Origin of the sequence: Pontibacter lucknowensis, from assembly GCF_900156415.1 — a bacterium.
GTDB classification, from domain to species: Bacteria; Bacteroidota; Bacteroidia; order Cytophagales; family Hymenobacteraceae; genus Pontibacter; species Pontibacter lucknowensis.
On sequence record NZ_FTNM01000006.1, the window covers coordinates 402,772 to 426,254 of the forward strand.

At 53.2% G+C, this 23,483-nt stretch carries 23 protein-coding genes; 16 read left to right on the top strand and 7 right to left on the bottom strand.

All coding sequences use genetic code 11. The features are described from left to right. Positions 1 to 58: 58 nt before the first annotated feature. Positions 59 to 691, top strand: coding sequence for a hypothetical protein (locus tag BW972_RS18465; protein WP_007658065.1), 633 nt, complete (start codon positions 59 to 61; stop codon positions 689 to 691). A gap of 228 nt (positions 692 to 919) precedes the next feature. Further along, positions 920 to 2,569 (top strand): M28 family metallopeptidase, encoded by a 1,650-nt coding sequence (locus BW972_RS18470; protein ID WP_007658064.1) that lies wholly within the window; start codon positions 920 to 922, stop codon positions 2,567 to 2,569. Between the two features lie 86 nt (positions 2,570 to 2,655). On the opposite strand, the gene glgP is transcribed toward BW972_RS18470, so the two are convergent. Both glgP and BW972_RS18480 read right to left on the bottom strand, forming a co-directional pair. After that, positions 2,656 to 4,302 carry an alpha-glucan family phosphorylase gene (gene glgP / locus BW972_RS18475; RefSeq protein ID WP_076423211.1) on the bottom strand — a complete coding sequence of 549 codons (1,647 nt, stop codon included), beginning with the start codon at positions 4,300 to 4,302 and terminating at the stop codon, positions 2,656 to 2,658. Between the two features lie 315 nt (positions 4,303 to 4,617). Beyond that, positions 4,618 to 7,359, bottom strand: coding sequence for a S8/S53 family peptidase (locus tag BW972_RS18480; protein WP_076423212.1), 2,742 nt, complete (start codon positions 7,357 to 7,359; stop codon positions 4,618 to 4,620). Positions 7,360 to 7,973: 614 nt separating this feature from the next. On the opposite strand from BW972_RS18480, the gene BW972_RS18485 reads away from it, so the two are divergent. After that, positions 7,974 to 8,492, top strand: a complete 519-nt coding sequence (locus BW972_RS18485) for a GNAT family N-acetyltransferase (protein ID WP_083674260.1) — start codon at positions 7,974 to 7,976, stop codon at positions 8,490 to 8,492. A gap of 17 nt (positions 8,493 to 8,509) precedes the next feature. On the opposite strand, the gene BW972_RS18490 is transcribed toward BW972_RS18485, so the two are convergent. Further along, a complete protein-coding gene (locus BW972_RS18490; RefSeq protein WP_076423214.1) occupies positions 8,510 to 9,373 on the bottom strand; it encodes a pirin family protein in 864 nt (287 codons plus the stop codon). A gap of 125 nt (positions 9,374 to 9,498) precedes the next feature. Beyond that, positions 9,499 to 10,155 (bottom strand): response regulator, encoded by a 657-nt coding sequence (locus tag BW972_RS18495; protein WP_007658053.1) that lies wholly within the window; start codon positions 10,153 to 10,155, stop codon positions 9,499 to 9,501. Between the two features lie 489 nt (positions 10,156 to 10,644). Between BW972_RS18495 and BW972_RS18500 the strand changes: the two genes are divergently transcribed. Beyond that, positions 10,645 to 10,992, top strand: a complete 348-nt coding sequence (locus BW972_RS18500; protein ID WP_007658051.1) for an STAS domain-containing protein — start codon at positions 10,645 to 10,647, stop codon at positions 10,990 to 10,992. A gap of 51 nt (positions 10,993 to 11,043) precedes the next feature. On the opposite strand, the gene BW972_RS18505 is transcribed toward BW972_RS18500, so the two are convergent. Next, complete coding sequence (locus tag BW972_RS18505; protein WP_076423215.1) at positions 11,044 to 11,904, bottom strand: hypothetical protein; 861 nt, start codon at positions 11,902 to 11,904, stop codon at positions 11,044 to 11,046. Between the two features lie 329 nt (positions 11,905 to 12,233). Between BW972_RS18505 and cphA the strand changes: the two genes are divergently transcribed. The 11 genes from cphA (at position 12,234) to BW972_RS18560 (ending at position 21,148) form a co-directional block, all read left to right on the top strand. Next, the gene (gene cphA / locus BW972_RS18510; RefSeq protein ID WP_076423216.1) at positions 12,234 to 14,876 is read left to right on the top strand and encodes a cyanophycin synthetase; all 2,643 of its coding nucleotides are present in this window, start codon (positions 12,234 to 12,236) and stop codon (positions 14,874 to 14,876) included. Between the two features lie 94 nt (positions 14,877 to 14,970). Further along, the gene (locus tag BW972_RS18515) at positions 14,971 to 15,936 is read left to right on the top strand and encodes an isoaspartyl peptidase/L-asparaginase family protein (RefSeq protein WP_076423217.1); all 966 of its coding nucleotides are present in this window, start codon (positions 14,971 to 14,973) and stop codon (positions 15,934 to 15,936) included. 120 nt (positions 15,937 to 16,056) lie between these two features. Further along, a complete protein-coding gene (locus BW972_RS18520) occupies positions 16,057 to 16,680 on the top strand; it encodes a hypothetical protein (protein ID WP_007660394.1) in 624 nt (207 codons plus the stop codon). 7 nt (positions 16,681 to 16,687) lie between these two features. Continuing rightward, a complete protein-coding gene (locus tag BW972_RS18525; protein WP_007660395.1) occupies positions 16,688 to 16,996 on the top strand; it encodes a winged helix-turn-helix domain-containing protein in 309 nt (102 codons plus the stop codon). An 80-nt stretch (positions 16,997 to 17,076) separates the two neighbouring features. Next, entirely contained in the window at positions 17,077 to 17,415 is a 339-nt protein-coding gene (locus BW972_RS18530; RefSeq protein ID WP_007660396.1) for a hypothetical protein, read from the top strand. 57 nt (positions 17,416 to 17,472) lie between these two features. Continuing rightward, positions 17,473 to 18,714 (top strand): DUF4153 domain-containing protein, encoded by a 1,242-nt coding sequence (locus tag BW972_RS18535; RefSeq protein WP_076423218.1) that lies wholly within the window; start codon positions 17,473 to 17,475, stop codon positions 18,712 to 18,714. Positions 18,715 to 18,756: 42 nt separating this feature from the next. Continuing rightward, positions 18,757 to 19,044, top strand: coding sequence for a hypothetical protein (locus BW972_RS18540; RefSeq protein WP_007660397.1), 288 nt, complete (start codon positions 18,757 to 18,759; stop codon positions 19,042 to 19,044). Positions 19,045 to 19,092: 48 nt separating this feature from the next. After that, positions 19,093 to 19,383 carry a hypothetical protein gene (locus BW972_RS18545; protein WP_007660399.1) on the top strand — a complete coding sequence of 97 codons (291 nt, stop codon included), beginning with the start codon at positions 19,093 to 19,095 and terminating at the stop codon, positions 19,381 to 19,383. An 11-nt stretch (positions 19,384 to 19,394) separates the two neighbouring features. Further along, positions 19,395 to 19,667 (top strand): hypothetical protein, encoded by a 273-nt coding sequence (locus BW972_RS18550; protein WP_007660400.1) that lies wholly within the window; start codon positions 19,395 to 19,397, stop codon positions 19,665 to 19,667. Positions 19,668 to 19,811: 144 nt separating this feature from the next. Continuing rightward, on the top strand, positions 19,812 to 20,825 hold the full coding sequence (locus BW972_RS18555; protein WP_007660401.1) for an NAD(P)/FAD-dependent oxidoreductase: 1,014 nt from the start codon (positions 19,812 to 19,814) through the stop codon (positions 20,823 to 20,825). After that, the gene (locus tag BW972_RS18560; RefSeq protein WP_007660406.1) at positions 20,825 to 21,148 is read left to right on the top strand and encodes a 2Fe-2S iron-sulfur cluster-binding protein; all 324 of its coding nucleotides are present in this window, start codon (positions 20,825 to 20,827) and stop codon (positions 21,146 to 21,148) included. Before BW972_RS18555 ends, BW972_RS18560 begins: the two co-directional genes overlap by 1 nt. Before the next feature lie 88 nt (positions 21,149 to 21,236). Here BW972_RS18560 and BW972_RS18565 read toward each other — a convergent pair whose 3' ends face one another. Beyond that, positions 21,237 to 21,620 carry a hypothetical protein gene (locus BW972_RS18565; protein ID WP_076423219.1) on the bottom strand — a complete coding sequence of 128 codons (384 nt, stop codon included), beginning with the start codon at positions 21,618 to 21,620 and terminating at the stop codon, positions 21,237 to 21,239. A 106-nt stretch (positions 21,621 to 21,726) separates the two neighbouring features. Between BW972_RS18565 and BW972_RS18570 the strand changes: the two genes are divergently transcribed. Further along, positions 21,727 to 23,181 carry a tyrosine-type recombinase/integrase gene (locus BW972_RS18570; protein WP_234986448.1) on the top strand — a complete coding sequence of 485 codons (1,455 nt, stop codon included), beginning with the start codon at positions 21,727 to 21,729 and terminating at the stop codon, positions 23,179 to 23,181. 17 nt (positions 23,182 to 23,198) lie between these two features. On the opposite strand, the gene BW972_RS20095 is transcribed toward BW972_RS18570, so the two are convergent. Further along, positions 23,199 to 23,483: hypothetical protein (locus BW972_RS20095; protein ID WP_234986449.1), on the bottom strand; the 285-nt coding region annotated here is incomplete at its 5' end.

Sequence of the window (23,483 nt, forward strand, 5' to 3'; positions counted from 1 at the left end):
CAGATCGACATATCTAACGTATACACCTAGTTCAGTTAACAAACTAAAACAAGACAACATGGGCATCAAGAAAGTAGTTGATAAGGTAAAAGAAGAAGTAAAAGTGCTGAAGGGCGAAGAGTCCAAGGACAAAGTCTACCAGAACGAACAGAACTACCCGGATATGACCACTGCGCGAACGGCTTTTGAGGAATCAAAGAAGAAGCTTTTCAACGTAAACCTCTGGTCAAACCTGGAGGGCATCAATTCCACTTTCGAACTGCATGATGACCGGGGGCGGAAAACGACGGCAGAAATTCCGGAGATTGGCTATTTTGTGAAGATTACGCTGCCTGCCTCCAATGTAGAAAACTGGGTGAACATATCCAGCATACGCATCGAGGACAACCTGGCCGAGTTTACGGTACATCCCAGCGAGAAACCCAATCCGCCTGTGGATGAGGAGGAAGTAACCGAGCACTTTTTCACCAAAGAGGCCAGCAGTACGTTTCGGGTAGAATTGCAGGGCACCAGACTCATCGCCTCCGAGATCGGTAAGAATGAGTACATCAACAACCAGGGCGAAGAATCCGGTGACCGCTCGGTGCTGAACACCCTGATAGCAGAAGGCGGCTGGGCCGGTTTTCAGGGGCTGCAATGGGACAAGCTTACCAGCTACCTCGTGCACCAGGAGGAGAGAAAAGACGAGTAGTCAGCTGTGTGTAACTCTACCAACAGTTGCATAAGGTATGAAAATCCTGAGCCTGATTCTGTTTCTGATGTTCCTGACTGCGCTGACCTTCATTTTGAGAAAGATCGAGCATCGCAAAAACCGTAGAGATTAACTCTATACTTCTCCTCCTATACCTTTCGGGCAGGTGTAGCATAGGCGCTATGCTGCATTTCCCTTATATTTGGTGAAACAACCAATCTGATCTGAATGAAACGCTTTCTGTTCCTGGCCCTTTCCTGTGGCCTTCTGCTACAAGGAAGTGCCTCCGCCCAGTCGCTGGCACTTGAAAAACCTGTTGAGAAATCGCTCAAAAAAGTAAAGCCGAATGATATAAAGGCCCATATCAAGTATTTGGCCGATGACCGCCTGCTGGGTCGCAAGCCCGGCACCGAAGGCTACCAGATGGCCGTGGACTATGTAGTGGAGCATTACCAGAAGGCAGGTATAGAACCCGGTGGTGAGAACGGCACCTACCTGCAACTGGTACGTTTGCGCCAGTCATTCCCCGGCAAAGAAGCCAGCATGGTGATTGCCGATTCAATGGGCACCGCAATGCAGCTGACCTACAACAAGGACTTCTCAGTATACCCGCATGCCGAAGAGCCTGAAGTCAGTATAGAAGCTCCGCTGGTGTTCGCTGGTTACGGCATCAGCGCTCCTGACCTGGGCTATGATGATTACGCAGGCATAGACGTGACCGGCAAAATTGTAGTCGTGCTGCGCGGCGCCCCTGCCAGCTTCCCTTCCACCGTGTCGGCCTACAGTCGCGACATGATGACGGTGCTGAAGATCGCTGCTGAGAAAGGCGCCGTGGGTGTGATCGTGGCCAATACGAACCCGAAAGCCGGTGTGCCTAATCTGCAGGGCGGTACGTACAGCGTGATGGACCCGAATGGCAAAGTGGCCGTTTCCCGCAACTATGTATCGGATAAAATCCGGGTGCTGGCCAGCATTAACAGTAGCACTTTCGAGCAGCTGCTTAAAGGCACAGGTATAGAGATGGCCAAAGTGGGCGAGCAACTGCAGCAAGGCAAGCCAGCCTCTACCCCACTCGCCCATACCTTGCGCACCAACTATACCTCTACCTACAAGGATTTTGAAAGCCACAACGTGATCGGAAAGATCACCGGTGCTGATCCGCAGCTGCAGAACGAATACGTAGTGCACAGCGCCCACCTCGACCACGTAGGCGTGGGCCGTGCCGTGAATGGTGACTCCATCTACAACGGCGCACACGACAATGCCTCCGGTGTAGCCAGCGTGCTCGAGATCGCGAAAATCTACTCCCGCCTGTCTGAAAAACCAAAGCGTTCTGTCCTATTTGTAATGGTAACTGCTGAGGAGATGGGCCTGCTGGGCTCCGCTTATTTCGCCCGCTTCCCGACTGTGCCGGTGGAGCAGATCGTGGCCAACATCAACACGGACATGCCAACCATCATTGCACCGCTATTGTCAGTTGTAGGCCTGGGAGCGAACCACTCCTCGCTCGAAAACGAAGTAGCCGCCGCAGCGAACCACCTTGGCCTGGCAGTAGAGGAAGACCCGGAGCCGGAGCAGATGCGCTTCATCCGCAGCGACCAGTACAGCTTTGTGATGCAAGGTATACCTGCCCTGCACATCAAGTATGGCAACAAGACCAAAGACGGTCTCAATAACCTGAACAAGCAGGTGGAGCAATGGCGTGCCGTGCACTACCACAAGCCACAGGATAACTTCAACGATACCTTCGACTACAAGGCCGGGAAAAAGTACGTGCAGCTGAACTTCCTGATCAGCTACCAGGTGGCCAATAACCCGCAGCGACCAAGCTGGAAAGCAGGCGATTTCTTCGGAAGCCGCTTCGGACGACAATTGTAAGCGACCATCATATAAAAAGGCCAGTTCCGATTTCGGGACTGGCCTTTTTGTTTTAATTCTTATGTCACATATGCCCCTGCTTATACCTAATACATCAGCTCGTAGTACTGTCGCGCCATACGGTCTGAGTCGAAGAAAGGAATCACATCGCGCATGCTTTGCTTGACGATGCCCATCCATTTTCCGCGATCCTTGTAATAAGTCGGGATCACTTCATTTTCCAGGATACTCATCAGGTTCTTATGGTCGATCTCATCCTGCATGGAATCGGGCAGGTTGCTGTCTACTACCGGTAGTACAAAGCTGTTCTCGCCGTGGCGGGCAAACTCCGGCAGCCAGCCATCCAGCACCGAAAGGTTCACGGCTCCGTTCATGGCGGCGGTCATACCGCTGGTGCCCGACGCTTCGCGGGGTCTGCGCGGCGTGTTCAGCCATACATCAGCTCCCTGCTTTAGTTTGCGCGACAAGCCAATTTCGTAGCCTGTCAGCACCGCAAAGTTCTTGCGCTGGTACGACAGATTTACCAGGCTGTTGAACACACTCACGGCTCCCTCATCAAAAGGGTAAGGCTTACCGGCCCAGATCACCTGCACGGGCTGGTCTTTCTGCGTGAGCATGTCAAAAAACCGCTCGATGTCATGCACCAGCAAATCAGCACGCTTATAGGCAGCAAAGCGGCGGGCCCATACCACCGTGAGTACATCCTTCCGGAAGAGCTTGCCTGTCTGATCGGCCACGATCTCAAACAGCTCCTGCTTCATCTCTGCCTTGCGTTGTATCAGGGACTGGTTATCATCCCGCTCCAGAGCCTGGCGCATGGTGTTGTCCATCCAGAAGCGGGCGTTCTGGGCATTGGTAATGGCCTTGATCTCGCACACGTTGTCATTCTCGTACCACATGTCGCGGGCCACCTGCCCATGCAGCTGCGACACTCCATTGGCGACTTTGGCAATGCGCAGGGCAGCCAGGGTATAGTCAAAGAAATTGCCGTGCATGCCCGTCATGCGGCGAGCCTCTTCCAGTGAGGTCTTGTTGAAGAAAGACATGTTGTTGAGCAGGTGAATGTCGTGCACCTCGTTGCCGGCTTTTTCGGGTGTGTGGGTTGTGAAGGCGATGCGCTTCCGCATGTCTTCGGTATTCCCGAATTTTTCATGCAGGTAAAACGCCAGCGGCAGGGCATGCCCTTCGTTCATGTGGTAAATGTCCGCACCACCCAGTTCTTCCACCACCTTGGCACCCGCTATACCCAGCACAATGCTCTGTGCGATGCGGGTGGACGGCTCTTTATCGTACAGGTGATACGTGATCGTGCGGGCCAGGTGGTCATTTTCGGGAATGTTGGTGGTCAGGAAGTACATGGGCACCGTACCAAACACTTCAGGACGCAGTACCAGGGCTTTCACTTTTACGGGATGGCCGTTCACCATCACCGTCACCACGATGCCGGTATCCTCCAGGTAGGTATAGTACTTTTTCTGAAACTGTACCCGCATGGTCTGGTCGTCGTTGCGCACCTGGTCATAATATCCATACTTCCAGAGTATGCCGATCCCGATCATGTTCTGCCGCAGATCGTGGGCGCTGCGCATGTGCGAACCCGCCAGAAAACCCAGACCACCAGAGTAAGTTTTGAGCGCCTGGTGTATACCGAATTCCATGCTGAAATACGCCACACGTTTCTGATACTTCTCGTTGATTTCGTACGGATGATACCACTTGCTGTATGCTTTCATAAATTAAATGTTCATGTTTTTAAGGTGTCCTGAGACCCGGCTGAAAATTAAAATGAAAGCAGCGAAAGGTGAAATGCAACAAACGCTGAAGGCATCACCTGTTCAACTGCTTTTATGCCCTTCTGAGGGTAAGCCACTGTGGTAGTATACCGCCAAAATGGACAACACCTGGTCTCACGCTCGAAAAAGCTTAAGTACAATATACTTATAACCTTACCAAAGTGATTCAGTTTATTTCAGGGGAGCATTTCCGCTCCCAACAAAAAAGGCCCTCCCAAATAGGAGAGCCTTTTTTAACACTTATTCATTGAGTCTTTATTTTGCCAACAGCAACTTATTGGAGTATACCTTGCTACCAGCCTCTACTTTATAGATGTAGGTACCGGCTGGCAGGTTACCGGCTCTGAAGTCAATACGGTGCTCACCGGCTGACTTTCTTTCCGATACCAGCGTGCGCACTTTCTTGCCCAGTATATCATACACTGCAACCGTTACAGGTCCCTCCTGCTCTACGGCGTAGCGAATGGTGGTCACCTCAGAGAACGGATTCGGATAGCTGACAAGTTTGCCTGCTTCCGAAACAGCCAAATTGGAGGTGCTTTCCGCTGCCAATGGCTGCTCGCCACTGTTCCAAAGCCCGTGTGTGCGGGTAATTATCACAGCAAAATCAGCGCGGGTCACGTCCTGCAAAGGCTTGAAGCTCGCATGCAGTACCGGCTCCAGATCATACGGGCCCTGCGTAGCGGTAAAGTAGGCATTGATCATATTCAGTTCCAGTGCTATGCTGACATATCCTTCCAGTCCGGCAGGTATGGCAGCAGCATCTTCTATCGGATAGGTATTGCCATTATAAGTCACGGTTGGTGTTTTGCCATTGCGCTGCAGAGCATACTCCTGTAAACCAAGCGCCTGCACCAGCGAATAAGCCACTTCCGCACGGTTTACTTTGCCGTTCGGGTTGAACTTACCCGGAGCAGCTGCCAGCATAATGCCGTTCTGCACATGTTTCTGATCACGCAGGGCAGCGCCATGAGCCGTTACCGATTCAGCGATCAGGTTGCGCTCTTTCACATCAGTAAGGGTATAGGCGCCATTCACAGGCAGGAACTGGCGTATGCCTTCGCCCATCATCAGGTAATCGGCCATGTCGATGCGCTTGAGCAACTCGTCGGGCTTAAAGCCGCCGCCGCTCAGGCCGTCAGCCAGACGAGCGCTTACTGCCATCATGATCGACGCTTCGGCCGGGTGGCCTGCAATGTCATTCAGACCGGAGGTACCAGCGGCCGTCATCATGTTCACGGCACCACTGATCTGCTCCGGGAAGGCGGCCCCGTTCAGACCGGAGATACGTACCGTCCAGGTACCTGCCTCAGGGGAGGCCACGGCCACACCCCGGTCATAGCTCAGCGCAAACAGCACCGGTATACCGGAGCGCGTCTCGGCACCGGATGGAGAAATAAGGGAGAGGTTCACCGGATTGCCTGTTTCACCGAGTACACCAGTTGTCCTGATCTTCGCTTCGATGGCAGTAGTTCCTTCCGCTACGTTAAAGGTATATTCGTTTGTGGCGGTGGTCGCAGGGTTATAATCTATGGTGAAGTTCTCGCTCACGTTGTTGGCGTTCACATTGCTACGGAACGTGCGTGTCATGTTCAGTGAGGAGCCGTAAGGTGCCGAAGCACGGTACACTCTGTCTACTGCGGCGTAGGCATTTACATAGCCGGCTCCTACTTCCCATTTCTCTTTGTTCGGTATGTTGGTAGCTGTTTGCTGCAGGATCTCTTTTACCTGATAAGGAGTCAATGTCGGGTTGGCTTCCAGCAACAGGGCCACTATACCTGCCACATGCGGGGCAGCCATAGAAGTACCACTCATGTGGGTGTAATAAGGTACGTGCGCCGGATCCAGCTCCTGCACATCTTTGTCAATGGAAAGCGACGAAACAGGCGCTATCACACGGGCCGCAATGATGTCAACTCCCGGCGAAGTCACAGTCGGACGGTCCTCCCAGGTATAGGTCTTGCCATCGAGGTTGAAAGTGCCTCCTTTGTTCTTGATACCGCGGGATGAGAAGTCCGCCAGTCGGCCAGACTTGTCGCCGGCCGCCACTGCGATCACCCATGGGGCTTTCTTGTACTGACCTGTGATGGTGCCGGACCCCGGACCGGAGTTACCAGCCGAGAATACCACCACGATGTTGCGGTCCACGCAGCGCTTCGTAGCCAATGTGATCGGGTCGGCCGGGTTCACCTCCGTGCCGGTGTCGCTGGTGGTCCCAAATGAGTTGGTTATCACGCGGATGTTGTAGCGGGCCTGGTTGGTGATGGCATAGTCAAAGCCGGAGAGCACGTCGAGCAGCAGGAGTGCCGCGCCGGAGCCGTAGCCGATCAGGTCCGCACCCGGCGCCACGCCTTCGTACAAACCCTGCGAAGCCTGTCCGGTTCCACCCACTATACCTGCCACGTGCGTTCCATGGCCACCTGTGGCATCGGTGTTCGGTACATTCTCCAGGATCAGGTAGGGCAGTAGCGACGAAACTGCGTTTAGGTTCGTGGCAGCTGTAACGTTTTGCTTCAGGTTGCGGCCGAACTGCAGGTCAGGGTGCGTGCCATCCACACCACTGTCGTTCACCACAATCCCAACACCCTTGCCGGTAAGCGGGAGTCCGCCGTTTCGGCTCATAAAAACCGGTTCGGTGCGCAGCTTGTCTACCCCGGTCAGGGCGGTGCCGGAGTTGTTTTCATATTGCAGCGATTCGTTCAGGTAGAGCGAGAGCACGCGGGGACTTTTGGCGAGGAGTTCTACTTGCAGACCAGTAGCCAGCACGCCGGCAATGGGCAGTGACTTGAGTGTGAGGCCCTTTGTAATACCCGCCTGGGTTAGCACGGACAGGTCAAGCAAAGTAGGTGCGCTTTCACCTTTGAAGGTTACAACCACCTGCACCAACCTGGTCTTATCGGTGATGGCAGCACGGAGCTTACTGTCCATGTAAGCCTGTGCAAAAACGTTGCTTACTGCCAACAGGCTGAGCGCAACAACTGCTAAGAGTTTTCTCATAAATTAAGGATTAGTTAAACGTGTTACATAAGGTGTATTAAGGTAAATAGACTGCCATACCCTCCAGGGATGGCAGTAGGGTGAAGAAAGAATTCAGGTTAATTAAGGCGTCATTATAAGAAGTGTAATACGGAACGTTGTCACAGAAAAATAATATTTTAAAAATAAGGTATAGCATCTAAAACAGATAATATCAGAATAATAAGCTTTTTTAATCCTGTGTTATACCTTCAAATTATCATATTACAAATCGTGTTATAACACTAGTCTGTAAACTCATCAGACCCCTCCTAAAATCAGGGTTGTTTTATGCTTTTTTTGTCATCCTGTAAGGATCTTGAAAAAGAGGGCTCCTACACCGCAAGTAGCATTGGCTTGACCTCGCGGGGTAGGGGCCCTCTTTTCCAACCAAGTTTCTTTACAGTATGACAGTAAGTTTTGAGTATGTTTTCTCAGAATGAAACGGTCCTGCTCCTAAATGGAGCATTTAATGTCCAGGACTGTAGTAGCCTGTCTAAAAAATCAGTTGTAAGGGTAAGGGCTTTTGTGACCTGATTTGTCAAATTTGCTAATTTGCAGTCGCTGCAAACAGCAGCTCACACCTTATACATTTCATGATACAGTTTATACCCTACCCTGCACTTACCCCGGACTTGCTGCGGACATTAAATGAATGCATAGCTATGGAGTTCGGCCATGTACCCTTTGTGCAGCAGCGCAGTTGGGCCACACCGGATTGGGTGGTGCTATGGGAAACAGATGGCGAGGTTGCCACTTTCTGTAACATTGTGGAGCGGGAAATTCTGGTAGATGGTCAGCGCCGGAAGGCAGCAGGAATCAATAATGTGATCACCCCTGCGGCGCACCGGGGCAAAGGCTACGCCAGCCAGGTACTGCGCGAAGCAAACGCCTTTCTGTTCCGGAAACTACAGGCCAATATGGGTCTCCTGCTCTGCGCTGATGCCCTGGTGCCTTTTTACGAGCGATTAGGATGGTACACTGTGGATTGCCAACTAGTATATGATCAGCCGGCCGGCCGGGAGGAGTATGACTCGAATGTAATGCTGCTCAGCCCAGCGCACACCAACCGACAGGCTCCTGCGCACATTGACCTGCAGGGCCTGCCCTGGTAAGCGTACAAGGCGGTCTTTTACTCGAACAACATACCCATTTTGCCCATCTGGTAATCACGCATGGCCTGCATCACCTCGGTCTGGTTGTTCATCACAAAAGGGCCGTGCATGGCCAGGGGTTCTTGCAGTGGCATTCCTGCCAGCAGCAGCAGGCGGGTGTCCTGGCGGGCAGTGATGGTGCAGACCTCGCCATCCCTGTTCAGGAGCGCCAGGTGCAGCCCATCCACCAGGCCGTAGCCTTCGAGCATCACCTGTCCGTCTAGCAGGTATAGCATGGCATTGAAATCAGCGGGTATAGGTATAGCGCATTGCCCACCGGCCTGCAGGGTGAGGCGGAGTGCCATCACGGGGCTGGGAGTCTTTACAGGACCTCTTGTGCCTTTGTAATCTCCTGCCACCACGGCTATCTGCACACGCTCTTCACTGATCATCGGCGTGTCTTCAGCTTGCAAGGCATAGTAGGCGGGCTGTTCCATTTTGAGGGCTGCAGGAGTGTTCACCCATAGCTGCACGATCTCCTGCACGCCACCCTGCTCCTGCATTTCACGGGGAGGGCGCTCACTGTGCACAATGCCCCGGCCGGCATTCATCCACTGGGTGCCGCCGGCATACACGACGCTGTCGTTGCCACGGGAGTCGCGGTGATGCACGCCCCCCTGGTACACAAAGGTGACCGGCGAAAAACCGCGGTGCGGGTGCGGGTCCACCCCTAGCTTATAGGGATAATCTGACTGCGGAATAATGGTGGTATGATGATGCAGTAGCAGAAAGGGGTCGTGCTGCTCTACCTGACTAGTGGGCAGTGGCTGCCGGAGTGGCAGCCCACCCATGTCAGTTTCCTCTGCATAAAGAAGTCGTGCGACGCTTCGGTTCTGATACATTGGCGCTGTCGGGCTATGGTTTCATATCAAGATACGAAAATACCTGTGCCAGGGAGCCCTGCCGTAATCATTACGTTCCGTTGCGGCTGTCTTACCTGTTTGCAGAGGCACTGCTTTGGATCTCGTCAGGAGATCAGGCCGCGCTGCAGGGCATATTTAATAAGTGCAGCCGTGTTTCGGGCCTTGGTCTTCTCAAGCAGGTTTTGGCGATGGGTTTCGACGGTGCGCTTACTCGTAAAAAGCTTTTCTGATATCTCGGCATTGGTATAGCCCTCTCCAATCAATGCCAGCACCTCCAATTCCCGTTTGGACAGTTCACGATGCGACTCTCCGTTCCCGTTTGTATGCTGTAGCTCATTTGGCAACTGCTTTACCTTGCGCAGTAGCTCCAGCGTCACATCCGGGCTAATGTAGCGACAGCCTTGCGAGACAAGCTGCAGGGCGCAATAAAGCTCATCTTTGCCTGCATTTTTAAGGATGTAGCCTGAAGCACCAAGCTCCAACATACGGCTCACATATTTCTCGTGACTGAGCATGGAGAGTACCACCACCTTCAGCCCGGGATAGTTTTTGAAAATATGAGCAGCCGTTTCAAAACCGTCCATATCTGGCATACTGATGTCCATCAGGACAATATCTGCGTCAACTTTAGGCAATAACTCCATCAACTCACTGCCGCTGGCGGCTTCTCCTACCACTTGTACAGCCGTGTGGTCCTGCAGCAATGCTTTCAGGCCGTCACGCACTATTTTGTGGTCATCGGTGATTATAAGGTTTATCATTTTATAATTTTAAATGAGAGGCTAACATCCACCTCATGGTCCGGCATATTCAGGGCTCAGGATCGAAGCACAAAAAGTCAGGAGTGATGTAAAGAAGAAAAATGGATTGCACCCGGTCCCAAGGCGATTTAATCTGACATACCTGCCTGCAGACAATTTTCACAATAAATAACTGAATGTACAATCGTACCTCTCGAACATTTAACTTAAATTTGAAGCATTAGTAAAAAATCAGTATTTCCAGCATGATAGTATACGTATTTACAACGGAACTAACCGAAATGAAGGAGTAGATATGTCTCCGATCATCACGCATGCCATAGCAGGAGTATTTTGATTCGCGTTTCATGAGCTGTTGGCTACTGCAGTAGGACAGCCCGGGAAACGTTTTTGCGTATGAGAGCCAATAACACTAATCAATCACCTTGTTGCGGGAGGATATGCGCCCGAAATTTTGGAGATTGGTCAACCAAAGGAAAACAACGATAGATGAAAACTTTTAGCGTTACGACAGATGCGATTGGTAAGGGAGTATTGCTTCGGTTTAAGGGAGAGCTTGACGCCAGTTCATCTGTTTACGCCGACAATGCCCTGGAGGAGACGATTGCTGCTTCGTCAGGTTTTGTGCTGATCGATTGCAGCGAACTGACCTATATCTCTTCTGCCGGCCTGGGCGTTTTGCTGGCTGCTTTTCAGGCCTGCAACCTGAAGGAGATGGACCTGGTTATGGTGAACATGCAGCCTAAGATCCGCAACGTGTTCGAGATTCTGGGGCTTGACCGCCTGATCAAGTCAGCCGAAACTGTGGAAGAAGCACGACAGATGATTGCCAAGTAAATAAAAAAGGGACCGCTTTGTACGGTCCCTTTTCTTTTGAACATTTCCTGGTTATCTGTCCCAATCACTGCTGAAGTTTTGGTCAGACTGGCCCCGACGGCGCTGCTCGCGGCGGGAGTAGTCGTAGTCAGAACGGCTGTAGCCCTCTGAGCTGCCGTATCCACCTGTGCTACCCATTGAGCTGCTTCTGCCCTGGAAGTCCTGGCCGGAGTCGCGCTGCGATCCGCTGCGCGATCTGTAGCCTGCATTGCCGGTGTCACCGTACGGACCACCACTCCACGGCCCTGCCCCACTGCCAAAGTAGCCGCCGCCCATAGAGCCGGAGCCGCCACTGCCGTAGTCTGAGCCGCGCGGGAAGCCCATAGAGCTACGCCCGTAGCCTCCTGAAGATTCGCCGTAACCGGATGAGCTGCCGTAGTCACGCTGTGAGCTGCCATAACCTGTGTGCTCTGAAGCGCCGTACTCCCCTCCGCTGGAGCCGGCTCCATATGGAGAGCCGGTGCGGCCGTAGCTGCTGCCCTGCGATGATGACCCGTAATCAGACATACGGCCACTGTAGCCACTACTGCTTTCGCTCTGCCCGGAGCGGTAAGAGCCCCCTTGTGAGCGCTGTGGGCTATACCTGCCCATCTGGGACTGGCCGTAGCGCTGGTCCTGGCTTCCTGAAGCGCCCGAACCATACCCTGATGAGCGGTACCCGCCACGGTCAAATTCTCCTGAATAAGGATGATGCGTACTGCCTCGCTGCTGTCTCTCTCCACGATCGTCCTCATCTCCTGCTATACGCTCCCAGGCATGGCTGATCTTTTCTCCAATCCGGTTGAAAAAGCCTCCTTCATCGTGTTGAGAGCGGTCGCGGTCATGAGAGCGATAGCTTCCCCTACCATAGTCATCCTGATAATCTCTTGCCATAACTGTATATTTAATTTAATTATAGAACTTATTGAATATGAATTTAGACAAAACACGCACTTATTAAACGTTTTAGGTGGGGCTGGGTTTTATATTAACGGACTCAAAACCGCCATTTACCCAAAAGACGTACAAATACGGAAAACGAGCTGGTACAAAACACCTCCTGCCACGCTACAGCTGTTTTAACTACTCATTTTTAGAAATATCAGCCTTCATTTGAAGCCCTGGTGTTCTCCCAAAGTTCTCTTAATCCGTACTAATCTTAGGCATTGCCCTTGCGGCCCGCTACCTGTTGACACAGGCTCAAACCTGATGTGTGAAAGCAAATGAAAATACTTGAACTGAGGATCATGCGTGGACCTAACTACTGGTCTATCAAGCATCCCAAAATAATTGTCCTGAAACTTGACCTGGAAGGTCTCCAGGATGTGCTTACAAATGAGGTCCCGCAGTTTCCGGAGCGGCTGGAAAAGCTATTCCCGGGCATGTATGAGCATCGCTCGTCCAAGGGTACACCCGGTGGTTTTTTCAGGCTCGTGCGCGAAGGCACTACGTTCAGCAAGGTGGTGCAGCATATTGCCCTCGAGCTGCAGACCCTGGCCGGCATGAACAGTGGCTATGGCCGCCGCTACGCCGGCCCCGGCCCCGGGGTGGACTATGTCGTCTTCTCTTACCAGCAGGAGCGTGCCGGGGAATATGCGGCACATGCCGCGGTGCGCATTACCGAACTGATGGCCAAAGGCAAAAAGCCCAGCATTGTGCAGGACATCGCCCGGCTGCACCAGATACGGGAAGACGAGTACTTTGGCCCAAGCACGGAAGCTATTGTATCGGAGGCGGTAAGCCGCGGTATACCTTATATCAACAACCAGCGCAGCGGGCTTATACAACTCGGGTATGGCATACACCAGAAGCACATACAGGCTGCCATGACCTCCCGCACCTCCTGCTTCGGGGTGGAAAATGCCGGTAACAAAAACGCCACCAAGCTCATCCTGGAAGATGCAGGTATACCGGTGCCCCGGGGCCATATCGTGCATGATGCCGATGAACTGGAAGAGGCGGTGCAGGAACTGGGCTACCCCGTGGTCGTGAAACCGCTGGACGGCAACCAGGGAAAGGGCGCTACCATCAACATCCATACCTGGAAGGAAGCGCAGCGTGCCCTGACCGAGGCACAGCGCTACTCCAAGAAGGTAATGGTAGAGCAGTTCATCACGGGTGACGACTACCGCCTGCTGGTGATCAACGGCAAGTTTATAGCCGCCGCCAAACGTACACCGGCCATGGTCACCGGCAACGGCATCTCGACCATCCAGCAACTGGTGAAAGAGGTCAACAAGGATCCGCGACGCGGTATAGGCCATGAAAAGGCGCTCACGCACATCAAAATAGACAAGCATACGCGCAGCCTGCTCAAAGAGAAAGGGCTGACATTGCAATCTGTATTGCCGGAGGGCGAAGTGCTATACCTGAAAAGCACAGCCAACCTCAGCACCGGCGGCACAGCCACCGATGTAACGGACCTGGTGCACCCTTATAATGTGCTCATGGCAGAGCGCATTGCCGGTATCATCGGGCTGGACGTGTGTGGCATCGATGTGATGACGACCGACATTGCCATCCCGCTGCCTGAAACAAAGGGCGCCGTAATCGAAGTGAACGCCGCTCCCGGTCTGCGCATGCACATCTCCCCTACTGATGGCCTGCCCCGCAACGTGGCAGAACCGATCATCAACATGCTTTTTCCGCACAGCACCCCGACGCGGATACCTATTGTGGCCATCACAGGCACCAACGGCAAAACCACCACTACCCGCCTCGTGGCGCACATGCTCAAGTTCAAAGGCTACCAGGTCGGCTATACCACCACCGACGGCATTTACATACAGGACAACAAGATCATCAAAGGCGATACCACCGGGTCCTACAGCAGTGAGTTTGTGCTCAAAGACCCCACCGTGAACTACGCCGTACTGGAGTGTGCCCGGGGCGGTATGCTCCGCTCCGGCCTGGCCTTCCGGCAGTGCGACATCGGCATCGTCACCAACGTGTCGGCGGACCACCTGGGGCTGGGTGATATCAATACCGTAGAGGAAATGGCCGAAGTAAAAGCCGTGATCCCTCGCACGGTATGCCAGAATGGCTATGCCGTGCTCAATGCAGACGATGACCTGGTTTTTGAAATGGCGACGGGCCTCTCCTGCAAAGTAGCTTTCTTTAGCCTGGACGAAAACAACCCGCGCATCCTGCAGCACATCAGCAAAGGCGGACTGGCGGCCGTGCTTGAAAACGGGTACATCTCTATCTTCAAGAATACTTACAAGATCCGGGTGGACCGGGTGGCTGACATTCCGCTGACCTTCGGGGGCCGTGCCCGCTTTAACATCCACAATGTGCTGGCGGCTACCCTGACCGGGTATATCAACCACTTTGAGATTGCCGAGATCAGAACGGCCCTACGCACTTTTATTCCTTCCGCAGAAACCACACCGGGCCGCATGAACCTGTTCAAACTCCCGCGCTACGAAGTACTCATCGACTATGCCCACAACATTGCCAGCATGGAAGCCATCGCCGACTTCATCGACAATGTGCAGGCCACCTACAAGATCGGCATTGTGGCAGGTATAGGCGACCGTCAGGAAGAAGACACCATCGAGATCGGGCGCATTGCTGCCGAAACCTTTGACGAGATCATCATCCGGCAGGACAAAGACCTGCGCGGCAAATCCGGGCAGGAGATCAACAGCCTGATCAAGCAGGGCATTATGGCCGTTAAACCCAACATGAAGCTCACAGAGATCAACCAGGAAACCCGTGCACTGGCCCATGCCATGGAATATGCCCCTGAGGGTGCCTTTATTACTCTGTTCTCAGAGGATATACCGGAGTCGATCAAGCTGGTGGAGAGTTTCCGGATCATCGATCACCGGCGCATTTCCTCCCTGGAGCAGGACTCATTTTAACGCGGGGTACCTCCTCCGGCGGCTATACCTTGTAATAACCAGGTACAAATCGTCCCGTACTACCAGGGGCTCAATTAAACGGAAACAAACAACGATGAAAAAATTTGCAATTGCGATTCACGGCGGGGCTGAAACAGTGAAGCCCAGCGAAATTGACAAGAAGAAGGAAGAAGAATACAGAGAAGGTTTGGCGGATGCGCTGAAAGCAGGGTATGACGTACTGGAAAAAGGTGGCAGCGCCCTGGATGCAGTAGAGGCGGCCGTCAACAGCATGGAGCGTAACCCGGCGTTCAACGCGGGCCGCGGCGCCAGCCTGACACAGCGCGGCGAGACTGAGTTTGATGCTGCCATCATGGATGGCAGCACCCTCCGGGTGGGAGCTGTAGGTGCCGTCCGCTATGTGCAGCACCCAATCAGTCTGGCGAAAGTGGTCCTTCAAAAGTGCGACCATTGCCTGCTGGCAGGAACTGGTGCCGAGGAATTTGCCCTTGCCAACAACCTTCCCCTAAAGGGTCCGGAGTATTTTGTGACGCCCGAGAAAAAAGATGCCTGGCTTGACAAGCAGCAGGAAAAAGCAGCCAAGAAAAGGCAACCTGGTTCCATGTCCGACACAGTGGGCGCCGTAGCTCTGGACATGAATGGCAACCTGGCGGCCGCTACATCCACCGGCGGGCTGACAGACCAGTTGAAAGGACGCGTCGGGGATTCGCCCATTATCGGAGGAGGCACCTTTGCCAACAACGAGGCATGCGCCGTGAGTTGCACCGGCGAGGGCGAGGCGATCATGCGTGGCGTGCTCGCCCACGAGGTATACGCCATGATGAAATATGCCGGTAATTCCCTGCAGACAGCCACCGACAAGGCTATTGAACTGCATGCCGATAAACTGCAGGGCGACCGGGGTATTTTGTCAATGGACAACACCGGAAAAGTAGCCTTTGGCTTTAATACCGGCTTTATGAAGCGTGGCTACCAGGCAGCAGATGAAGCGCCTTTTGTGGCCCTGTGGGAGTCTGAAAAGATCAGGAAGCCTGCTAAGTTAAAGGAGATGGAAAAATAGCCTGAAACGAAGTAACGTTGTACTGGAATTTCACTGCCTTATATTTTTTCAAAATTATTTATCCTCAACGCTTGACTTTCCGTAAAGCACTATTAACTTTGAAACTCAAAGTACTTTACAATGAATCAGCAGCAAGACCAGTTAGAAGCCCTGCACGAGATCCGCAACATCATGGATCGCTCTTCCCGCTTTATCTCCCTGAGCGGTTTGTCCGGCGTATTTGCAGGCTTGTCGGCGCTGGCCGGGGCGGCGGTGGTCAAGTGGTATCTGACACAGCACAACATCAATTACGTGAGTGACCTGGCAGGCAACTTCAGCCGCGACAACATCCTGTTTTTGCTGGCTGTGGCTGTGGCTGTGCTGATACTTGCCTTCGGTACCGCCACTTACTTTACGGCACGCAATGCCCGCAAGAAGAACCAGCGCACCTGGGACAACCAGTCGAAACGACTGCTGGTGAACCTGGCTATACCTTTGGCTGCCGGCGGTGTGTTTTGCGCCGTGCTGCTTTACCACGGCATTCTATACCTGGTAGCGCCTGCCATGCTGGTTTTTTATGGCCTGGCCCTGCTCAATGGCAGCAAGTATACCTTGGGTGATATTCGTTACCTGGGCATCATCGAGATCATCATTGGCCTGGTTGCCTGTGTGTTTGTAAGCTATGGCCTGATGCTCTGGACGCTGGGATTCGGTATACTGCACATTGTATATGGCGCGCTGGTGTACTTTAAATACGAACGCTAGCAGACCTGTGAAAGAGTATCTTGAAAATATAAACAAGGCCTTCGAAAGCAGGGCGCGGCTGGGCATTATGTCAGTGCTGATGGTGGACGACAAGGTGGACTTCAACACCCTGAAAGAAACCCTGCAACTGACCGATGGCAACCTGGCCAGTCACCTGCGGGCGCTGGAAGAAGCCCAATACCTGCGTGTGGAAAAACAGTTTGTGGGCCGCAAACCCAATACCACCTACCATGCGACGGACGCGGGCCGTGAGGCTTTCAAAAGTCACCTGGATGCGCTGGAGCAACTTATTTTGAACAACAGGCAGAGCGACTAATTTTTTTTGTCGCTTTACTTTGAAACTCAAAGTACTTTAATGACACACAAAATAGATTCATAACCTTAACTCAGATTAAAATGGTACAGCAACATGATTATCAAAACCAGCCTTGGCAGCCTGCTGCAGCAGGTAAGCGGGCACTGACAGGCGCCGCGATCGGATTAGCCTTGATCACACTTTTTCTGGCGGGTGTCAATTCGCCTGACCCGGCATGGGGCAAGTTATGGATGCTCCGGCCACTGCTGATCGTTCCTATGGCTGGTGCACTCGGAGGCTTGATCAACTATTTCTTGCTGCAGTATCACCATCGGTTCGGGGTGCACAAAGCCATCGCCATCGTGCTCAGTGTGCTGATTTTTGTAGTAGGTCTGTGGCTAGGCTTTGTACTGGGTCTGGTAGGTACGCTGTGGCACTAAGCGGCAGGCACTAACACACTTACATGATCAAAAAAACTTACCTGAAGGTATAGACCCATGAAAGAGCAAATACTATCGCACCTTGACAACCCCGGACAGTTGGAGAAACTTTACCGCTCCAACAAGACAGGCTTCAAACAGGAGTTCAGCAGCATATACCCGCAGCTCAGCGGCACTGCGCTGGCTGACTTCTGGCACGCAAGACTGCACTATGAAGCAGAGGATGTTTTCTGGCGCTTCAACCGGGAGTTTCTGTTTGTGGTGATCGCCGCTTTGGTGGCAGGTATACTGGTCAAGCTGCCCGCTATCTTCCCGATCAGCGAGGCATTCTACTACCCGCGCAACCTCAGCTTCTTTGTGCTGCCGCCTCTGATGGCCTACTTTGCCTGGAGAAACAAAATGCCTGAATACAGTGCAGGCATTATCGCCGGGATCACGGCCGTTTGCCTGGTATACATTAATGCCTTGCCCGACAACCAGAGTGACACCCTTGCGCTCGCCTGCATTCACCTGCCTTTGCTGCTGTGGGTACTGTTAGGGGTGTCCTATGCTGGCAACGAACTTCACCTGGCTGACAAGCGACTCAGCTTCCTACGCTTCAACGGCGACCTGGCGGTCATGTCGGCGCTGCTGGTCATAGCGGGCGGTATGATGACAGGTATAACAATCGGCTTGTTTGCACTGATCGGGCTCCGGATCGAGGAGTTTTACTTTGAGTACATCGTCGCCTTCGGGTTGCCGGCTGTCCCGATCGTGGCCTCATACCTGACGCAGAACAACCCCCAGCTTGTCAACAAGGTGTCGCCGGTCATTGCCCGGATCTTCAGTCCGCTGGTGCTGGTGATGCTAGTGATCTACCTCGGAGCCATCATCTACTCCGGTAAAGACCCTTACAACGACCGGGAATTTCTACTACTCTTCAACGTGCTCCTGATCGGGGTAATGGCGCTGATCTTCTTTTCCGTTGCCGAAAGCACGAACCGGAAAAGCGCTCCATCAGCGGTGTGGGTGCTGCTCATGCTCTCGGTTGTGACGGTGGTCGTGAATGGCATTGCCTTATCGGCTATTTCGTTCCGCATCTCGGAGTGGGGTATCACACCTAACAGAGTGGCTGTGCTGGGCGGCAATGTGCTCATGCTGGTGCACCTGCTCATCGTCACGGTCATGCTTTTCAAAGCAGCCACCCGAAAGGCAGCCATCACAGAGGTGGGGCGTTCCATTGTGCTCTACATCCCGGTTTACTTTGCCTGGACGATTGTGGTCGTATTCCTTTTCCCGATTATGTTCGGGTTTGAGTAAGCAGCAGAAATATTCTCTTCACTATAAAATCAAAAACACATCATGGAAAAAACATTTCAAATCGGGAGTGTAGTCAGCTGGCTGTTTGGCTTCCTCTTTCTGGCTATCGGATTCATCAATACGTTTTGGGAGAATGATGCCGGATATGGCCTTTTTATCATCATCCTGTCACTCGTTTACTTCCCTCCCATGACCGCTATTCTGCAAGAGACGACAGGCTTCTCTGTGCCGTTGGCAGCCAAGATCATCCTGGGCCTCTTCATTCTGTGGTCTGCGCTGGGTGTGGCCGAACTGCCCGAAAAGATCGACCTGATGCTGAAGGACTTTTAACCAGTCATTACTTAAAACAAATCATTTTCATCATAAACAAAAACAGATATGGTAACGCAAAACAAAAGATTGATCGGCATTGTGCTCGGCGTGGCACTGCTCTTATTTATCCCACTTATCGCGATGCAGTTCACCAGCGAAGTAGACTGGGATCTGCGTGACTTTGTGATCATGGGCATCCTGCTGCTCAGCACCGGACTTGCGGCTGAGTTTGTCATCCGAAAAGTGAAAAGCACTGAATCACGGCTCGTCATCATCGGGATCATTCTGCTGGCTTTCTTCCTCATCTGGGCTGAGCTGGCTGTTGGTATCTTCGGAAGTCCGTTTGCGGGAAGCTAAGCAACAGTCTCATGAAAGCGCATACCTTGACTTATCCCCTACTCGGCTGGCTTGTCGGCCTGGTAATCGCAATAGTGGGTGTACTGAACCTGGTGCTGGTACACCCTGTGCCGGGCATTGCCTACCTGCTCATTTCGCTTGTTTATCTTCCGCCAGTCAATGTATACCTGAAGCGATATCTGGGCCTCTCCATTCCGGTGGTGCTCAAAGTGGTGCTGGCTATCGTGCTGTTCATGTTTACCTTAGGCGTGAGCGACCTGGGCGATATGATCGACAAATTGTAATCAGACCATAAAACATGTGAAATGGGGGTGGTTAGCAGCATGTGCTGTTGACCACCCCCATTTTATAGCAGAAATTACTATGGATGCTTAACACATGGCCGTATCTTTACGGTAGAAAATTGATTGATCAAAAAACAATTTTAAATGGACAGAATAACAACTGATATATGCATTGTGGGGGCAGGACCAGTGGGCCTGTTTGCTGTGTTTGAAGCCGGCTTGCTCAAAATGCGCTGCCATGTGGTGGACGCCCTGCCAGTGGTAGGTGGCCAGCTGGCCGAGATATACCCTAAAAAACCGATCTACGACATACCTGGTTTTCCGTCGATACTGGCTGGTGAACTGGTAGATAACCTGATGAAGCAGATCGAGCCCTTCCACCCGACCTTCACCCTGGGTGAGCGTGTGGAGGAACTGGACAAGCAGGAAGACGGCACGTTCATTGTGCGCACTTCCGAAGGCACCGAAATTGCCTGCAAGGTAGTCGCCATAGCCGGCGGACTGGGCTCATTTGAGCCACGCAAACCGGCTATCGAAAGTCTGGAGAGCTTTGAGGGCAAAGGCGTGACCTACATGGTGCGCGACCCGGAGCTGTTCCGTAGCAAGAAAGTGGTACTGGCCGGCGGCGGTGACTCTGCCCTGGACTGGGCTATCTACCTGGCTGGTGTAGCCGAAGAACTGACGCTGGTGCACCGCGGCTCCACCTTCAGGGGAGCGCCGGAGTCGGCGGAGAAAGTGCTGACCCTGGCCGAGGAAGGCCAGATCAAATTGCTGCTAAAGTCGAACGTGACGGATGTGCAGGGCAACGGCAAAGTAGACGCTGTAACCGTGCTGATCGACAATAAGGACGAGCACAAGATCGAAACCGACTACTTCATTCCGCTTTTCGGACTGGTGCCAAAGCTGGGACCGCTCGAGAACTGGGGGCTGGAGTTGGAGAAGGGCGCTATTGTAGTAAACACTTTCGATTACTCCACCAACATACCGGGCGTATACGCCATCGGCGACATCAACACCTACCCGGGCAAGCTGAAGCTGATCCTGTGCGGTTTCCACGAGTCGGCCCTGATGGCGCAGAGTGCCTATAACATTATCTATCCCGACAAGAAGTTCGTGCTCAAATACACGACCGTGAACGGCATTCAGGAGTTGAGCTAATGGAGGAGCTGATCAACATACACGTGGAGCTGCCCGACGGTAGCCGCGTGACACTGGAGGCTCCTACTGACATGGGTCTTTCGGTGATGGAAGTGATGAAGGCGAACGAACTGGACGTGCCGGCCATTTGCGGCGGTATGGCCATCTGCGCCACCTGCCACGTGGAGGTGCTGCAGAGCGGTGAGTTGCCCGAGCCCGGCGACGACGAAGCTTACATGCTCGAGACGCTTCCGCATGCCACAGCAACCAGCCGCCTTTCGTGCCAGCTGCGCGTGAACCCTGACCTCGACGGACTGGTGGTGCGCCTGATGCCGGAAGCGTAAGGGCTATACCTGATACCCGGAAAACCAGAAAGCCATACCTGCCAAGGGTATGGCTTTTTTGTGCGGCTATACCTGAGTACAAATTGCCTTAAACCTTGCTTTGCTCCATGTAGGGCTGCCAGTTCACGATCAGCACCTTCTCCTCAGGCAGGAGCATATATCCATAGTCATAGCAGAGATGGTAAGTGTTTCCCTTCTGGGTGCGGTAAACCTGTGTCAGGTATCGGAAATCAAAGCCTGCCAGCTCCAGGTACTGGCGAGGGAGGGTGGTCTTACCCTGCGGACTGAGCTGCTTGAGGATGCTGCGGTTCTTTCTTAGCGCGGCGTTAGTTTGGAGAATCCTGCGTTCGTGTTGGTTCTGTAGTTTGACTGTGTTGTTGGCCAGGTGGCGGCAGGAGTCAGAGCAGTAGCGCTTATCGCTTCTGCCCACGATGGCTGTTCCGCACTGAGTGCATGTTCTGGCTTGGCTCATAACTTACCCGCGTTTGTACTCGCGTATATCCGTGTATACTCGCGTAATAACACGGCTACGGTTTAGAAAGGTTTTACTTTTGCCTTCAGTAACTATCTCATTTACCATGGCTTATCCCGATCAACAACCTATTTTGTACCTGAACCCGCTAGAGCACGCAGGCAGGGCTTATATTCGTATCTGGCACAAGCCCAACCCCTTCCTCTCCAAACGACTGAAGGAGGCTGGCTGGATCAAGTACAGCAAAACCTACAAGTGCTTTGTGATGCACCGCAGCAGCCAGGCCATCGAAATGACACACCAGCACTTCCAGGGGCTGGCCAAAGTTGATACACGGTATTTATATCGGCCCAGGCGCCTGCGCCCGGCGGAAGGAGCCGTTATACTGCAACAGGACAGGCAGCTGGCAGAGCCACTGGGAAAGGCGCCTGCACGTCCCGTCGTGCGCCTGCAGCCCCTGGAACACCAGGGCAGGCCGTATGTACAACTCAGCTACCAGTACAACCAGGAAATCTATACCTGCCTGAAGCAAAGCAAAGTGGCCAGGTGGCTGCAAGACATGCAGTGCTTTGTCACCGGCACCGAAAGCAATAGTCTCCACAGGCTTCTAACGGAGCTGGAGGGGGTAGCCCAGGTGTGGCTGGCGCAGACCATGCAGGTAAAGGACATGGCCCTGCAGGCCCGGCTCTGGGAACAATGCTACCTAAAGGGCGACGGCTATATTGCCTGCCCGCTTCCCTACGTGGAGAAGCTGTTTCTGCTGAATTACAGCCTCAGTACCATCCGCACCTATCACAGCCTGCTCCTGCGCTTTCTGAACGCGCACAAGGCCAGCGGGCTGGAGGGCATACACGCCTTTTCAGAAGAGGCCATTAACCACTACCACCGCCAGATGGTGCAGGCCGGCACCTATTCCGTGTCGTTTGTGAACCAGTCGATCAACGCGGTGAAGTTCTACTACCAGCGCGTGCTGCTGCGGCACGAGGTGCAGCTGGGCCAGGTGGAGCGGCCCGAGAAGCCCGAGCGCCTGCCCCAGGTCCTGAGCAAACAGGACGTGCTCAAAATCCTGTCCGTGACCGAGAACCTCAAGCACCGCTGCATGCTTCAGTTGCTATACGCGGGAGGCCTGCGCATCGGTGAGGTGATCAACCTGAAGCTGACGGACGTGCAGTCAGAACGTAACCTGCTGCTGATCCGTGGGGGCAAAGGCAAGAAAGACCGCACCACGCTGCTCTCCCAAAAGCTGCTTGAAAGTCTTCGGGCCTATTACAAACAGTACAGGCCCAAGGTGTGGCTCTTTGAGGGGCAGACGGGCGGGCAGTACACGGTGGAGAGCATCCGCAGCGTGTTCAGAGCCAGCAAGGAGAAGGCGGGCGTGAAAGCACCCGCCACGCCACATACCCTGCGCCATTCTTTTGCCACTCACCTGCTGGAGCAGGGAACAGATTTAAGGTATATCCAGGTGCTGCTGGGACATCGGAGCAGCAAGACCACCGAGATCTACACCCACATCACCACCCATGCGCTGGATAAAATTGTCAGCCCGTTGGATAATCTCTAGCAATCACCTATATTAGCTTAACGATATAGACTCATGCGCACCACAGCCACAAGTAACAGATCCAGCAAGCAAATGAGCGCGAATGCGCGCTGTAGCAACTGCGCACATAGTGCAGATAAGCGTATGTTGTCGTATATACTATAGTTAAATCCGTCATTGGGATTATTTTCAAATTTTAAAATGGCGAAGCTTTCAGGCTTTACCGGCGGGGAGGAATCACAGGCTATAAAAAAGGGAATGCCTGCAGAAGAGCCAAAGGCATAAATGGAGTTTAGGCCGGCAAGTCTTGCGGCGGCGTTGCC

Excerpts from the sequence above, each read along its gene's own strand:
- BW972_RS18515 (WP_076423217.1), top strand. The coding sequence starts at position 14,971 with ATGAAAAAATTTGCAATTGCGATTCACGGCGGGGCTGAAACAGTGAAG.
- cphA (WP_076423216.1), top strand. The coding sequence starts at position 12,234 with ATGAAAATACTTGAACTGAGGATCATGCGTGGACCTAACTACTGGTCT.
- BW972_RS18490 (WP_076423214.1), bottom strand. The coding sequence starts at position 9,373 with ATGTATCAGAACCGAAGCGTCGCACGACTTCTTTATGCAGAGGAAACT.
- BW972_RS18545 (WP_007660399.1), top strand. The coding sequence starts at position 19,093 with ATGGTAACGCAAAACAAAAGATTGATCGGCATTGTGCTCGGCGTGGCA.
- BW972_RS18480 (WP_076423212.1), bottom strand. The coding sequence starts at position 7,359 with ATGAGAAAACTCTTAGCAGTTGTTGCGCTCAGCCTGTTGGCAGTAAGC.
- BW972_RS18470 (WP_007658064.1), top strand. The coding sequence starts at position 920 with ATGAAACGCTTTCTGTTCCTGGCCCTTTCCTGTGGCCTTCTGCTACAA.
- BW972_RS18550 (WP_007660400.1), top strand. The coding sequence starts at position 19,395 with ATGAAAGCGCATACCTTGACTTATCCCCTACTCGGCTGGCTTGTCGGC.
- BW972_RS18495 (WP_007658053.1), bottom strand. The coding sequence starts at position 10,155 with ATGATAAACCTTATAATCACCGATGACCACAAAATAGTGCGTGACGGC.
- BW972_RS18530 (WP_007660396.1), top strand. The coding sequence starts at position 17,077 with ATGGTACAGCAACATGATTATCAAAACCAGCCTTGGCAGCCTGCTGCA.
- BW972_RS18540 (WP_007660397.1), top strand. The coding sequence starts at position 18,757 with ATGGAAAAAACATTTCAAATCGGGAGTGTAGTCAGCTGGCTGTTTGGC.
- BW972_RS18505 (WP_076423215.1), bottom strand. The coding sequence starts at position 11,904 with ATGGCAAGAGATTATCAGGATGACTATGGTAGGGGAAGCTATCGCTCT.
- BW972_RS18465 (WP_007658065.1), top strand. The coding sequence starts at position 59 with ATGGGCATCAAGAAAGTAGTTGATAAGGTAAAAGAAGAAGTAAAAGTG.
- glgP (WP_076423211.1), bottom strand. The coding sequence starts at position 4,302 with ATGAAAGCATACAGCAAGTGGTATCATCCGTACGAAATCAACGAGAAG.
- BW972_RS18535 (WP_076423218.1), top strand. The coding sequence starts at position 17,473 with ATGAAAGAGCAAATACTATCGCACCTTGACAACCCCGGACAGTTGGAG.
- BW972_RS18500 (WP_007658051.1), top strand. The coding sequence starts at position 10,645 with ATGAAAACTTTTAGCGTTACGACAGATGCGATTGGTAAGGGAGTATTG.
- BW972_RS18555 (WP_007660401.1), top strand. The coding sequence starts at position 19,812 with ATGGACAGAATAACAACTGATATATGCATTGTGGGGGCAGGACCAGTG.
- BW972_RS18520 (WP_007660394.1), top strand. The coding sequence starts at position 16,057 with ATGAATCAGCAGCAAGACCAGTTAGAAGCCCTGCACGAGATCCGCAAC.
- BW972_RS18565 (WP_076423219.1), bottom strand. The coding sequence starts at position 21,620 with ATGAGCCAAGCCAGAACATGCACTCAGTGCGGAACAGCCATCGTGGGC.
- BW972_RS18570 (WP_234986448.1), top strand. The coding sequence starts at position 21,727 with ATGGCTTATCCCGATCAACAACCTATTTTGTACCTGAACCCGCTAGAG.
- BW972_RS18560 (WP_007660406.1), top strand. The coding sequence starts at position 20,825 with ATGGAGGAGCTGATCAACATACACGTGGAGCTGCCCGACGGTAGCCGC.
- BW972_RS18485 (WP_083674260.1), top strand. The coding sequence starts at position 7,974 with ATGATACAGTTTATACCCTACCCTGCACTTACCCCGGACTTGCTGCGG.